General features: G+C 68.8%; 12 protein-coding genes. 9 read left to right on the plus strand and 3 right to left on the minus strand.

Annotation, left to right across the window (positions count from 1 at the left end; translation table 11 throughout):
• The first annotated feature begins 9 nt into the window (after window positions 1-9).
• Window positions 10-915 carry a peptidylprolyl isomerase gene (locus ABS772_RS13615; protein WP_350395329.1) on the plus strand — a complete coding sequence of 302 codons (906 nt, stop codon included), beginning with the start codon at window positions 10-12 and terminating at the stop codon, window positions 913-915.
• A 123-nt stretch (window positions 916-1,038) separates the two neighbouring features.
• Window positions 1,039-1,245 carry a hypothetical protein gene (locus ABS772_RS13620; protein WP_350395332.1) on the plus strand — a complete coding sequence of 69 codons (207 nt, stop codon included), beginning with the start codon at window positions 1,039-1,041 and terminating at the stop codon, window positions 1,243-1,245.
• Between the two features lie 803 nt (window positions 1,246-2,048).
• Here ABS772_RS13620 and ABS772_RS13625 read toward each other — a convergent pair.
• Genes ABS772_RS13625 through ABS772_RS13635 form a run of 3 tightly spaced genes read right to left on the minus strand, consistent with a single transcriptional unit; the run spans window position 2,049 to window position 5,296 of the window.
• Complete coding sequence (locus ABS772_RS13625; RefSeq protein WP_350395335.1) at window positions 2,049-2,753, minus strand: uracil-DNA glycosylase; 705 nt, start codon at window positions 2,751-2,753, stop codon at window positions 2,049-2,051.
• Between the two features lie 13 nt (window positions 2,754-2,766).
• Complete coding sequence (locus tag ABS772_RS13630; protein ID WP_350395337.1) at window positions 2,767-4,302, minus strand: bifunctional metallophosphatase/5'-nucleotidase; 1,536 nt, start codon at window positions 4,300-4,302, stop codon at window positions 2,767-2,769.
• Between the two features lie 7 nt (window positions 4,303-4,309).
• Complete coding sequence (locus ABS772_RS13635; RefSeq protein ID WP_350395340.1) at window positions 4,310-5,296, minus strand: class I SAM-dependent methyltransferase; 987 nt, start codon at window positions 5,294-5,296, stop codon at window positions 4,310-4,312.
• Between the two features lie 200 nt (window positions 5,297-5,496).
• Between ABS772_RS13635 and hemH the strand changes: the two genes are divergently transcribed.
• The 7 genes from hemH (at window position 5,497) to ABS772_RS13670 (ending at window position 12,373) form a co-directional block, all read left to right on the plus strand.
• Window positions 5,497-6,591, plus strand: coding sequence for a ferrochelatase (gene hemH, locus ABS772_RS13640; RefSeq protein WP_350395342.1), 1,095 nt, complete (start codon window positions 5,497-5,499; stop codon window positions 6,589-6,591).
• A gap of 4 nt (window positions 6,592-6,595) precedes the next feature.
• Window positions 6,596-6,967, plus strand: coding sequence for a VOC family protein (locus ABS772_RS13645; protein WP_350395344.1), 372 nt, complete (start codon window positions 6,596-6,598; stop codon window positions 6,965-6,967).
• A 218-nt stretch (window positions 6,968-7,185) separates the two neighbouring features.
• On the plus strand, window positions 7,186-7,755 hold the full coding sequence (locus ABS772_RS13650; protein ID WP_350395347.1) for a F0F1 ATP synthase subunit delta: 570 nt from the start codon (window positions 7,186-7,188) through the stop codon (window positions 7,753-7,755).
• A gap of 74 nt (window positions 7,756-7,829) precedes the next feature.
• Window positions 7,830-9,359, plus strand: coding sequence for a F0F1 ATP synthase subunit alpha (atpA, locus tag ABS772_RS13655; protein ID WP_238255731.1), 1,530 nt, complete (start codon window positions 7,830-7,832; stop codon window positions 9,357-9,359).
• Between the two features lie 157 nt (window positions 9,360-9,516).
• On the plus strand, window positions 9,517-10,413 hold the full coding sequence (locus ABS772_RS13660; RefSeq protein ID WP_350395351.1) for a F0F1 ATP synthase subunit gamma: 897 nt from the start codon (window positions 9,517-9,519) through the stop codon (window positions 10,411-10,413).
• Between the two features lie 24 nt (window positions 10,414-10,437).
• Entirely contained in the window at window positions 10,438-11,892 is a 1,455-nt protein-coding gene (atpD, locus tag ABS772_RS13665; protein ID WP_238255733.1) for a F0F1 ATP synthase subunit beta, read from the plus strand.
• A 79-nt stretch (window positions 11,893-11,971) separates the two neighbouring features.
• Window positions 11,972-12,373 (plus strand): F0F1 ATP synthase subunit epsilon, encoded by a 402-nt coding sequence (locus ABS772_RS13670; RefSeq protein WP_238255734.1) that lies wholly within the window; start codon window positions 11,972-11,974, stop codon window positions 12,371-12,373.
• Window positions 12,374-12,600 lie beyond the last annotated feature (227 nt).

Here is a 12,600-nt window from a genome sequence, read left to right on the forward strand (position 1 = left end):
ACGCTTCCGATGCCGATTCCGTTCTCCCTCCGGCGCGCGAGCGCCCTCGCGCTGATCCTCGCCGCGCCGTGCCTGTCGGGCGCCGCCCTCGCGCAGACGCCCGCCCCGACAGCGCCGGCCCCCGCCACGGCCCCTGCCCCCGCCTCGCCCGACACGGTGGTGGCCCGGGTCAACGGCCAGCCGATCACCGGCGCCGACCTCGCGATCGCGGGCGAGGATCCGGCTTTGTCGCTGCCCGGCGTCGACGAGGCGGCCAAGCAGAACCTGCTCGTGGATTACATGGTCGACCTCAAGGTCGGCGCGCAGGCGGCGGAGGCCGCCAAGGTCGGCGACAGCCCCGACTTCAAGCGCAAGCTCGCTTACTTTCGCGACAAGCTCCTGCTCGACGAATACCTCGAGCGCGAGGCCAAGAAGGCGGTGTCGCCGGAGGCCGCCAAGGCGCTCTACGACCAGACCGTGAAATCGATGAAGCCCGAGGAGGAGGTGCGGGCCCGCCACATCCTCGTGGAGAGCGAGGACGAGGCGAAGAAGATCGCCGCGCGCATCAAGGGCGGCGAGGATTTCGCCAAGGTCGCGGGCGAGGTCTCGAAGGATCCGGGCTCCAAGACGGAAGGCGGCGATCTCGGCTGGTTCACCCAGGAGCGGATGGTGAAGCCGTTCGCCGACGCCGCCTTCAAGCTCGCCCCCGGTCAGGTCTCCGACCCGGTCAAGACCCAGTTCGGCTGGCACGTCCTGCGCGTCGAGGAGAAGCGGACCAAGCCGGTCCCGACCTTCGACGAGATGAAGGAGCAGATCGACCAGTATCTGACCCGCAAGGCGCAGCAGGACACGATCGTCAAGCTGCGGGAGGCGGCCAAGGTCGAGCGCACCGGCAGCGGCGCGACGCCTGCGTCGGGCGACGCAAAGAAGCCGTAAATCCGGGTTTCGGCGCCGAGTTATGCTATGGCCGCATGTCTGAGCAGCGGTATCTGGTATACCAGATACCAGTGTGCGGTGCGATATACGCTGCATCGCAACGCACCAACGGACCTGCCCGCCATGATCGCCCTCGTCATTCTCGCCACCGCCGCCGCCAACGTGATCCTCGTCGCGCTGCTGGCCGAGCGCTTCGGCATCGAGGGAAGCGCTCATGCCTCGGCCGGCGAGCTGGCCAGCCTCCAGGCCGCCGACCGCGCTCCCGCCTCGGCCGTCACCTATACGCTGGCCAACGAGAACACCGTCGCCGCGGCCAAGATCGCCGCCTGACATCGTCCCTCCGGACGATCAGAGCCGCCCCCGCGCCGCCCGGCCGGGGGCGGCTTCTTTTCTGGGCGACGTACCGCCATGCGAGCGACCGTGTCTTCTCGCATCGAATTTGACCATTTCATACCGTTTCCGGTTGATCGCTTCGGTTCAGCCCAACCCCGTCATTCCGGGTTCGCCTTCGGCGTCCCGGAATGACGGGAAGTGGCACCGAAGGAAGCAACCGGAAACCGTATCAGCCGGCCGGAGGGTTGCTGAAAGTGGAAAGCGGTCATTTACACGCAGGCTGAAGATCAGGCTTTTTCACCAGTCTCATGCGCACGCGCTCTCGTCGGGGCAGATCCCCTGGATTATTGATCCAGATCAGGGTTCCCGTGAGCTGCGGGCCTGAAATCCTTCCCATGAACGAGACTGGACGGCCATTGGCATCAGCTCTGAAGCGCACTGCTCCCGAACGGCGATCATACGATGCCTTCGATGCTATTACCGGCTCCATAAGCCCACCTTCGCTCCAATCGAAGCTGATAGACGGAGGTGATGCGGACCTGTCCACTACTATCTGGTAACCCGCAGTGTCACCGCTTTCGGCTTCAGTGCAGAGGCTGGAATAGATCGCCCGATGACGTTCGCTGCCCGCCAGAGCAACGCTTGTAGCCGCACTCGACAGCGCCATGGCAATGCAAGCGGCGGCTGGCCTATAGATCACGTCTGTTCCTCAGTGGCTCTGCACAAGCTCGACCTTAGAACCCCTCGCCAAATCCGCAATGGGTCGCGCACAGGCCCTCGACGTGCCGAGCTGATGCGATTCAGCCCTCACCCAGCCGCCAGTCGATCGGCGCGCGGCCCTGCGCTTCGAGCCACGCATTCGCCCGGTCGAACGGCCGCGAGCCCGGAAAGTCGCGGGCGCGGTTGAGCGGAGAGGGGTGGCCGGAGGCGACGATGCCGTGGCGGCGCGTGTCGATCAACGCCTCGCGGGCCCGGGCCTGGGCGCCCCAGAGCAGGAACACCGCCGGCGCGGCGTGTTCGGAGACGGCGGCCACCGCCTCGTCGGTGAGCTGGGCCCAGCCGAACCGCAGATGCGCGCCGGCCTTGCCCGCTTCCACGGTGAGCGCCGAATTCAGCAGCAGTACCCCGCGCTCGGCCCAGGGCGTGAGGTCGCCGGTGGAGAGGTCGGGCTTGCCGCCCTCGGGGGCGAGCTCGGCCAGGATCACCTTGAGCGAGGCCGGCAGGCGGCGTCCGCCCACGTAGGAGAAGGCGAGCCCGTTGGCGTCGCCCGGCGTGGGGTAGGGGTCCTGGCCGAGGATCACCGCCTTCACCGCGGGCAGGGGCGTCAGCGTCAGCGCCCGGAAGATCGCCGCGGGCTCCGGCAGCACCGTCGCCCCGGCGGCGACGCGGTCATCGACCCGCTTCGCGACCCGGTCCGCGGCGCCCTCCCGGAAGAAGGGCAGGTCGAGCCAGGGGGAGCCGCCGGCGCGAAACGCGGCGAGCGCGGCCTCGACGGGTCCGGTCATCGGCGGTTCCCTCTCACGGCAGCACCCGGATCCGCCCCCCGGTCTCCGCCGGGAGCGGCGAGCGGGCGCGGATATAGGCCATCACCTCGTTGGCCAGCAGCCGTCCGTCGGTGCCGCCGATCAGGACCCGGCCCCTGGCCAGCATCCCGTAATCGTTGCCGCCGTCCAGCATGAAGTTGTTGGCCGCGACGCGATAGGTGCGGGCCGGGTCGAGGGCCGCGCCGCCGACGGTCGCGGACGCGACGCGCCGGCCGGGCGGCGCGGTCGGGTCCAGCGTCACTTCGATTCCGGAGATCTGCAGGAAGCGGCCGGAGGGGCGGCCGAGATCGCGATACCCGTTCTCCAGCGCCGCGCCCAAGGTCGCCCCGTCGATCGCCACGAGCACGGTGGTGTTGCCGAAGGGCAATTCCGAGAGAATGTCGCGCCGGGTGAGCGCGGTGCCGGCCGGGTAGAGCCGGTCGCCGCGGATGCCGCCGCCGTTCATCAGGCCGATCTCGGCGCCGGTCCCCGCCCGCACCGCGTCGGCGACGAGATCGCCGAAGCTCGCTTCCCGCGCCCGCACCATCCCGATCCGGCTGTCGAGGGCGCCGTCCGTCGTGCCGATCACGACGTCGAGCTCCCGCGACAGCTCGCCCCCGAGGCGCCGCACCACCGCCGACGTCTCCGGGTCGGGCGTCACCTCCGCGGTGTCGTGGATGCGGAAGGCGGCGCGCCAGCGCACGCCGCCGGCCTTCGACAGATCCTTCGACGGATCCTTTGACAGATCCTTGGGCGTGACGAAGACGTCGATCGCCGTGACGTAGTGGGCGTCGTGGCTCGACTCGACCAGGACCGTCTGCCCGTCGTCGTGGACGAGGAGATCGTGGTCGTGGCCGGAGAGGAGGATGTCGACGAGGCGCGCCCGCACGATCGTGTCGTCGGTGGGCCGTGCCGTGTGGGCGACGCCGACGATCATCTGCGCGCCGGCCCGGCGCAGGGCGTCCGCCTCGCGGGCAAGCGTCTCGATCTCGGGGCCGAAGCGTAGGTGCCCAGACTGCGATTTCTCCGGCGTCGATTGCAGGGCGATGCCGACGAGGCCGACGCGGACGCCGCCGAGGGTGATCAGCCGCGCATCCTCGATGCCGGGAAGCTGTTGGCCGTCTCCCCCGCGCAGGTTGGCGGCGAGGAACGGGAAGCGCGCCTCCCGCCGGCGCTCGGCGAAGACGGCCGGGCCGAAATCGAATTCATGGTTGCCCGGCACGAACACGTCCGGCGGCGCCAGGTTCAGGAGCTCGACGATATGCGCGCCCCGGTCGAAGCCCGACATCAGCGAGGGCGAGAAGCAGTCGCCGGCATGGGCGTAGAGCAGCGGCACGCCGCGGGCGCGCTCGGCTTTGACCACCGCGTTGAGCCGGGCGAAGCCGCCGCGCCCCTCCGCCTCGTCCATCGCGTAGATGTCGTTGACGAGGAGCAGGGTGAAGGTCGGCGTCGCCGTGAGCGCCGCCCCGGTGCCGGCCGCGAGAAGACCCGCGCCGAGACCGGCGACGGTTTGCCGACGGGTCGGACGCATCGCCGGCTCAGCGCTTGGTGGGCCCGTCCTTGGATATTCCATCCTTGGCGAGGCCGTCCCGCACCGCCTTGGCGTTGCGCCGGAGCGCCGGCAGGATCCAGGCGCCCGAGGCGAAGTAGAGCCCCGCCGACATCGGCTTCAGGTCGACGGCGAGCCGGTCGGCGAGCCCGGGATTCCTCAGCGGCACGGCGGGCGCGTCGGTCTTGCGGTAGACCACCGTGGTGTCCTCGCGCCAGTACTCGGCATGCGGCACCAGCCCGGCGCGGCGGGCGAGCAGGTCGAAGGTCTCGCGCACGTAGCCGTGGACATGGGCGAAGTGGAAGCGCTCGTGCGGCGGCTTGCCGGTGGCGGCCATGTTCGGCACCGCGGCGTAGAGGATGCCGTCGGGCTTCAGCCAGCGGGCCAGCCGCTCCATCGTCTCGGCCGGGTTGCGCAGGTGCTCCAGCACGTGGTGCGTCGAGATCACATCGAAATGGCCGGCGGGGAAGCGATCCGGCGCCTCGGCCTCGTCGAGCACCTCGACGCCGTGATGCGCGCGGGCATAGGCCGCGTAGTCGCGCCCCGGCTCGACGCCGATCACCTCGCAGCCGCGGCTCTTGGCTTCCGCCAGGAACTCGCCGGACCCGGAGCCGAAATCGAGCAGCTGCGCCCCGGCCTTCAGCTTCGGCGCCAGCAGGTCGGCGCGGAACTTGGCCTCGCGGGCGGAGCGGTTGAGGTGGTGGCGCGGCGGCCCGCCGGCGAAGGCGAGCTGGTAGTCGGCCCGGTAGGCGCTCGCGTAATACGCGGCCAGCTCGTCCGGCGTCGGCATCGGATCGGTGCGGATCAGGCCGCACTGGGTGCAGGCGATCGAGCGCAGGGTCTTGAGCCGCCGGTCGGTCTCGGCCACGGTGACGGCGTCGCGGCATCCGCACAGGTTGCACGCGGCCGGCGCTCCCTCGTAGGGGTAGCCGGTGAACGGCACGAAGTGCTTCAGGAAGTAGCGGGGGGACGGCATGTCGCGCTGGCCTCCGGAGCGATTTCGGGCAAAGGGTTTGCGTGAGATACGGGCCGCCCTCTCGGATGAGAGTCTTGGCCTTGGAAAGCCGCCTGCTCTAGATCGAACGGCCGGCCCGCACAACCGGATCGCTTGCCGCCGTGAGCTTGCCGCCATGAGGCCGCGTTGAGGAAGGCGGGACGCCCGTGACCGGAAACCCGATGAACGAACGCGTCGAACCTGACACCCTCCTGCGCGATCCCTTGCGCGATCCCTTGCGCAATCCCGTGCCCGTCGCGCCCACCGCCCTGCCGCCCGACCACCCCGCGGTGAGGACGGGCCGCGTCGGCGTGCTGCTGATGAATCTCGGCACCCCCGAGGGCACCAGCTACTGGCCGATGCGCCGCTACCTCAAGGAGTTCCTCTCCGATCGCCGGGTGATCGAGGTGCCGCGGCTGATCTGGTGGCCGCTGCTCAACCTGATCATCCTGACCAAGCGCCCGGGGCCGAAGGGCCGCGACTACGCCAGCATCTGGAACAACGCGCTCGACGAGGGACCGCTCAAGACCATCACCCGCGGCCAGTGCGAGAAGCTGCAGGCAGCGATGGGCGATTCCGTCGTGGTCGATTGGGCCATGCGCTACGGCAAGCCGGAGGTGAGCCTGCGCATCCAGGCGCTTCTGGACCAGGGCTGCGACCGCATCCTCCTGGTGCCGCTCTACCCGCAATACGCGGCGGCGACCTCCGCCACCGCCTGCGATCAGGCCTTCAAGGCGCTGATGCAGATGCGCTGGCAGCCGTCCGTCCGGGTCTCGCCGCCCTACCACGACGATCCCGTCTACATCGAGGCGATGGCCCGATCGATCCGCGAGGGTCTGGCCAAGCTCGACTTCGAGCCGGAGGTGATCCTCACCTCGTTCCACGGCGTGCCGAAGAGCTACCTGCTCAAGGGCGATCCCTACCATTGCCAGTGCCTCAAGACCGGCCGGCTGATCCGCGAGGCGATGGGCTACACCCCCGAGCAGATGCGGGTGACCTTCCAATCGCGCTTCGGCAACGAGGAATGGCTCAAGCCCTATACCGACGAGACGGTGCAGGCTCTGGCCAAGTCCGGCGTCAAGCGCATGGCGATCGTGGCGCCGGGCTTCACCGCCGACTGCCTGGAGACGCTGGAGGAACTCGACGGCGAGAACCGCCACTATTTCGAGGAGAACGGCGGCGAGCAGTTCGCCTACATCCCCTGCCTCAACGACACCGACCTCGGCATGCGCGTGATCGAGCACGTGGTGCGGCGGGAATTGCAGGGCTGGGTCTGATCCGATGACGCCGCGCGCGCTCCTTGTGGCGATCCTGCCCTGCCGGGATCTCGACGTGTCGGAGAGCTTCTACGCTCGGCTCGACTTCACCCGCGATGCCGGGCAGGAGGCGTGGCAGGACACGTACCGCATGCTGAGCCGGTCCGACGGGTCTCGCCTGCATCTCCGGCAGGCGGAGGACGGCTGGATCAGCCCTGAGCGCAACCCCTTCGGTCTCTACCTCTACGCCGATGGCGTGGAGGCCCTGGCCGCTGCCTTCGCCCGCGAGGTCATCGGTGCCGAAGGTGCGCAGGCGACGGCCTGGGGGATGCTGGAATTCGCGGTGTCCGATCCGGACGGCGCCCTGGTGCGTGTCGGTAGACCGCTCCAGGGATGAGCCCTGCGCTCGGAGAAGAGTGCCCTGGACCCGCCCGTTCCAGGCCCTAACGTTGCCTTGCGCCCCCTCGGAACCCATGCTAGGCGACAGCCGCGCCGCGGGGAGACCGTTCAAGGCCTTCCGTGCCCGGTGCAATTCCAATCCCCACGGACTTTGAGTCGCCGCCGTCACGAGGCGGGCGCAAGGGACCGGCGGGCAAGGATAAGAGAGAGCGACGGGTGGCGCAGAACGGTTCCGAGGGTCCCCTGCTGGCCGGTGTGGCGGGTCGCTACGCGTTGGCCCTGTACGAGCTGGCCCGCGACGAGGGTCAGGTCGACGACGTCGCCAAGAACCTCGACGCGTTCGACGCGCTTTACAAGGAAAGCGCGGATCTCCGCCGCCTCGTGAAGAGCCCGGCCTTCTCGGCCGAGGAGCAGACGGCCGCCGTCGGCGCCCTGCTCGACCGCGCCGGCATCGCGGGGCTCGCCGCCAACTTCATCAAGCTCGCGGCCGCCAACCGCCGCCTCTTCGCCCTGCCGGACATGATCCGCGCCTATCGCGAGAAGGTGCGCGAGGCCAAGGGCATCGTCCGCGCCGAGGTCCGCGTCGCCGAAAAGCCCTCGGACGCGGTGATCGAGGAGATCAAGGCCTCGCTGCGCGACGTCGCCAAGAGCGAGGTCGACATCGACCTCCACATCGACCCGAGCCTGATCGGCGGCATCGTCGTCAAGATGGGCTCGCGCATGGTCGACGCCTCGCTCCGGACCAAGCTCAACAGCATCCGTCTCGCCATGCGGGAAGCCCGCTGAGGGTTTTGAAAACCCTCGCGGAACCGACCCGACACCCGAACAGACACGCACCCGACCTTTAAAGAGGCCCGACGATGGACATCCGCGCCGCCGAGATCTCCGCGATCCTGAAAGAGCAGATCAAGAATTTCGGCCAGGAGGCCGAAGTCACGGAAGTCGGGCAGGTGCTCGCGGTCGGCGACGGCATCGCCCGCGTCTACGGCCTCGACAACGTCCAGGCCGGTGAGATGGTCGAGTTCGAGTCGGGCGTGCGCGGCATGGCCCTCAACCTCGAGCAGGACAATGTCGGCGTCGTGATCTTCGGCTCCGACCGCGAGATCAAGGAAGGCCAGACCGTCAAGCGCACCGGCGCCATCGTGGACGTGCCGGTCGGCAAGGGCCTGCTCGGCCGCGTGGTCGACGGCCTCGGCAACCCGATCGACGGCAAGGGTCCGATCCAGTCGACCGAGCGCCGCCGCGTCGACGTGAAGGCCCCGGGCATCATCCCGCGCAAGTCCGTGCACGAGCCGATGGCCACCGGCCTCAAGGCGATCGACGCCCTGATCCCCGTCGGCCGCGGCCAGCGCGAGCTGATCATCGGCGACCGCCAGACCGGCAAGACCGCCATCGCCCTCGACACCATCCTGAACCAGAAGCCGGCCCATTCGGGCACCGACGAGAACGCCAAGCTCTACTGCGTCTACGTCGCCATCGGCCAGAAGCGCTCCACCGTCGCCCAGTTCGTGAAGGTGCTGGAGGACCAGGGCGCGATGGAATACTCCATCGTCATCGCCGCCACCGCCTCGGACGCCGCGCCGATGCAGTTCATCGCGCCGTTCGCCGGCTGCGCCATGGGCGAGTACTTTCGCGATAACGGCATGCACGCCGTGATCGTCTACGACGACCTGTCGAAGCAGGCGGTGGCCTACCGCCAGATGTCGCTGCTGCTGCGTCGCCCGCCGGGCCGCGAGGCCTATCCGGGCGACGTGTTCTACCTCCACTCGCGCCTGCTCGAGCGCGCCGCCAAGATGGGCGACGCCGCCGGCAAGGGCTCGCTCACCGCGCTTCCCGTGATCGAGACCCAGGCCAACGACGTCTCGGCCTACATCCCGACCAACGTGATCTCGATCACCGACGGCCAGATCTTCCTCGAGACCGACCTGTTCTACCAGGGCGTCCGCCCGGCGGTGAATGTCGGCCTCTCGGTCTCGCGGGTGGGCTCCTCGGCCCAGACCAAGGCGATGAAGAAGGTCGCCGGCAAGATCAAGGGCGAGCTGGCGCAGTACCGCGAGATGGCGGCCTTCGCCCAGTTCGGCTCCGACCTCGACGCCTCGACCCAGCGCCTGCTGAACCGCGGCGCCCGCCTCACCGAGCTCCTGAAGCAGCCGCAATTCTCGCCGCTGAAGATGGAAGAGCAGGTCGCGGTGATCTACGCCGGCGTCAACGGCTACCTCGACAAGCTACCGGTCAATCAGGTCCGTCCCTTCGAGGACCAGCTCCTGAGCACGCTGCGCTCGAAGCACCAGGACTGGCTCGACTCGGTGCGCGACTCCAAGGACCTCTCGGACGCCAACGCCAACACGCTCAAGGGCGTGATCGAGACCATCGCCAAGTCCTTCGCGTAAGTGTCGGTCGCGTAAGACGCACTGTCCCTCCCCTTGCGGGGAGGGGTAGGGGTGGGGGTCGGGCAGAAGGCACCGCCGCGCCCCATCCCGCACCACCTCCGGCTCCTCCCCACAGGGGGGAGGAGAGGCTCTCTCGAACGGATCCGGACGCCCGCCGATGCCGAGTTTGAAGGATCTGCGCAACCGCATCACCTCGGTGAAGGCGACGCAGAAGATCACCAAGGCGATGCAGATGGTCGCCGCCGCCAAGCTGCGGCGCGCCCAGACCGCCGCCGAGAACGGCCGCCCCTACGCCGAGAAGATGGCCCAGGTGCTCGGCAACCTCGCCGGCAACCTCATCGGCGGCGTCGGCGCCCCGCGCCTGCTCTCCGGCACCGGCCGGGACCAGACCCATCTGCTCGTGGTCTGCACCGGTGACCGCGGCCTCGCCGGCGCCTTCAACTCCTCGATCGCGCGTCTCGCCCGCGACCACGCCAACCGGCTGACGGCCGAGGGCAAGACCGTCAAGATCATCACCGTCGGCAAGAAGGGTCTCGACATCCTGCGCCGCCAGTTCCGCGAGCAGATCATCGCCTCGCGCGACATCCGCGGCAACAAGCCGGTCGACTACCCCTTCGCCGCCGAGATCGCCGACGACATCCTCAACCGCTTCGAGGCCGGCGAGTTCGACGTGGCGACCCTGTTCTACTCCGAGTTCCGCTCGGTGATCTCGCAGATCCCGACGGCGCAGCGGATCATCCCGGCCGAGCTGCCCGAGGCCGACGCGACCAAGGGCAATGGCAAGGCGGCCGGCGCCGACGCGGCGATGGAGTTCGAGCCGAACGAGGAGACCATCCTCGAAACCCTGCTGCCGAAGAACCTCACCGTCCAGATCTTCCGGGCGCTCCTCGAGAACGCCGCCTCGGAGCAGGGCGCGCGCATGAGCGCCATGGATTCCGCGACCCGCAACGCGGGCGAGATGATCAAGAAGCAGACGCTGGTCTACAACCGCACGCGTCAGGCGATGATCACCAAGGAACTCATCGAGATCATTTCGGGCGCGGAAGCGCTCTGACCGCCGCATAAAGGATCTATCGCAATGGCGAACACCGCTTCCCCCTCCACGGCGTCCAACGCCAAGGGCCGCATCACCCAGGTCATCGGCCCGGTCGTGGACGTGCAGTTCGACGGCTACCTGCCGGAGATCCTGAACGCGCTCGAGACCAAGAACCAGGGCAACCGCCTCGTGCTCGAGGTGGCGCAGCAGCTCGGCGAGAACACCGTCCGCTGCATCGCCATGGACACCTCGGAAGGTCTCGTGCGCGGCCAGGAGGTCTCCGACACCGGCGCGCCGATCAAGGTGCCGGTCGGCCACAACACGCTCGGCCGCATCATGAACGTCATCGGCGAGCCGATCGACGAGGCCGGCCCGATCGAGGCCGACACCTTCCGCGCCATCCACCAGCCGGCGCCGTCCTACGACGAGCAGTCGACCGAGGCGCAGATCCTGGTGACCGGCATCAAGGTCGTGGACCTGCTCGCCCCCTACGCCAAGGGCGGCAAGATCGGCCTGTTCGGCGGCGCGGGCGTCGGCAAGACCGTGCTGATCATGGAGCTGATCAACAACATCGCCAAGGCCCACTCGGGCTACTCGGTCTTCGCCGGCGTCGGCGAGCGGACGCGTGAGGGCAACGATCTCTACCACGAGATGATCGAGTCCAACGTCAACAAGAACCCCAAGGAGAACAACGGCTCGGCCGAGGGCTCCAAGTGCGCGCTGGTCTACGGCCAGATGAACGAGTCGCCCGGCGCCCGCTCCCGCGTGGCCCTGACCGGCCTGACCATCGCCGAGCAGTTCCGCGACGAGGGCCAGGACGTGCTGTTCTTCGTCGACAACATCTTCCGCTTCACGCAGGCGGGTTCGGAAGTGTCGGCGCTTCTCGGCCGCATCCCCTCGGCGGTGGGCTACCAGCCGACGCTCGCCACCGACATGGGCGCCCTGCAGGAGCGCATCACGACGACGACCAAGGGCTCGATCACCTCGGTGCAGGCGATCTACGTGCCGGCGGACGACCTGACCGACCCGGCGCCCGCCACCTCCTTCGCCCACCTCGACGCCACGACCGTGCTCTCGCGCTCGATCGCCGAGAAGGGCATCTACCCGGCCGTCGACCCGCTCGACTCCACCTCGCGCATGCTCTCGCCGGCGATCCTCGGCGAGGAGCACTACGACGTCGCCCGCCGCGTCCAGCAGACCCTGCAGCGCTACAAGTCGCTCCAGGACATCATCGCGATCCTGGGCATGGACGAGCTCTCGGAAGAGGACAAGCTGACGGTGGCCCGCGCCCGCAAGATCGAGCGCTTCCTGTCCCAGCCGTTCCACGTCGCCGAGGTGTTCACCGGCTCGCCGGGCAAGCTCGTGGCGCTGGAAGACACGATCAAGGGCTTCAAGGGCCTGGTCGAGGGCAAGTACGACGACCTGCCGGAGGCCGCCTTCTACATGGTCGGCTCCATCGAGGAGGCCCAGGAGAAGGCCAAGAAGCTCGCGGCCTGAGGCCGGCCGACGCTTCCAACCCGGCGCGCGGGACGGGCACGACCCGCGCGCCGCTCATCCTCTCGCGGACACCTGACGCATGGCCACCTTCCATTTCGATTTCGTCGGCCCCGAGCGGACGCTGTATTCCGGTGAGGTCGAGGCGGTGCAGCTTCCCGGCGCCGAGGGCGAGATGACCGTGCTGCCGGGCCACGCCCCGGTGCTGACCGCCCTCAAGGTCGGCGTCATCACGGTCACGGAGACCGCCGGCAACGGCAAGCGCATCTACGTCCAGGGCGGCTTCGCCGATATCGGCCCGACCAGCGTGACGGTGCTCGCCGAGCGCGCCGCGCCGATCGAGGAAGTCACCCCCGCCATGATCGACAAGGAGATCGAGGCGGCGGAACTCGCCCGCGACGCGACCCAGGACTACGCCAAGCGCGAGGCCCTGAACGCCCAGATCGTCCAGATGCAGGAAGCCAAGCACACGCTGAGCCTCTGATTTTTTTGGAGTTTCGGGTTCTGGGAAGGCGTCGGGAAACCGGCGCCTTTTGTTTTTGGCGGAAGACACGCGCCCGCGGACCCGGCCGGGGAAGCCGTCCTGTACGGCCTCCGGTCGATCACTTCAGCCGCCGCTTCTCTCCTCCCCCTTGTGGGGAGGAGGCAGGAGGTGGGGGTGGTTCAGAACGCGGCGGTGCGGTGCCTTCTGCACCACCCCCACCCCGAACC

Origin of the sequence: Methylorubrum podarium, assembly GCF_040270385.1 — a bacterium.
Classification (GTDB): Bacteria; Pseudomonadota; Alphaproteobacteria; order Rhizobiales; family Beijerinckiaceae; genus Methylobacterium; species Methylobacterium podarium.

Bases quoted from the DNA above. Each gene is read 5' to 3' on its own strand.
- atpA (WP_238255731.1), top strand. From the start codon at position 7,830: ATGGACATCCGCGCCGCCGAGATCTCCGCGATCCTGAAAGAGCAGATC.
- ABS772_RS13660 (WP_350395351.1), top strand. From the start codon at position 9,517: ATGCCGAGTTTGAAGGATCTGCGCAACCGCATCACCTCGGTGAAGGCG.
- ABS772_RS13635 (WP_350395340.1), bottom strand. From the start codon at position 5,296: ATGCCGTCCCCCCGCTACTTCCTGAAGCACTTCGTGCCGTTCACCGGC.
- ABS772_RS13620 (WP_350395332.1), top strand. From the start codon at position 1,039: ATGATCGCCCTCGTCATTCTCGCCACCGCCGCCGCCAACGTGATCCTC.
- hemH (WP_350395342.1), top strand. From the start codon at position 5,497: ATGAACGAACGCGTCGAACCTGACACCCTCCTGCGCGATCCCTTGCGC.
- ABS772_RS13630 (WP_350395337.1), bottom strand. From the start codon at position 4,302: ATGCGTCCGACCCGTCGGCAAACCGTCGCCGGTCTCGGCGCGGGTCTT.
- ABS772_RS13670 (WP_238255734.1), top strand. From the start codon at position 11,972: ATGGCCACCTTCCATTTCGATTTCGTCGGCCCCGAGCGGACGCTGTAT.
- ABS772_RS13625 (WP_350395335.1), bottom strand. From the start codon at position 2,753: ATGACCGGACCCGTCGAGGCCGCGCTCGCCGCGTTTCGCGCCGGCGGC.
- ABS772_RS13645 (WP_350395344.1), top strand. From the start codon at position 6,596: ATGACGCCGCGCGCGCTCCTTGTGGCGATCCTGCCCTGCCGGGATCTC.
- atpD (WP_238255733.1), top strand. From the start codon at position 10,438: ATGGCGAACACCGCTTCCCCCTCCACGGCGTCCAACGCCAAGGGCCGC.
- ABS772_RS13615 (WP_350395329.1), top strand. From the start codon at position 10: ATGCCGATTCCGTTCTCCCTCCGGCGCGCGAGCGCCCTCGCGCTGATC.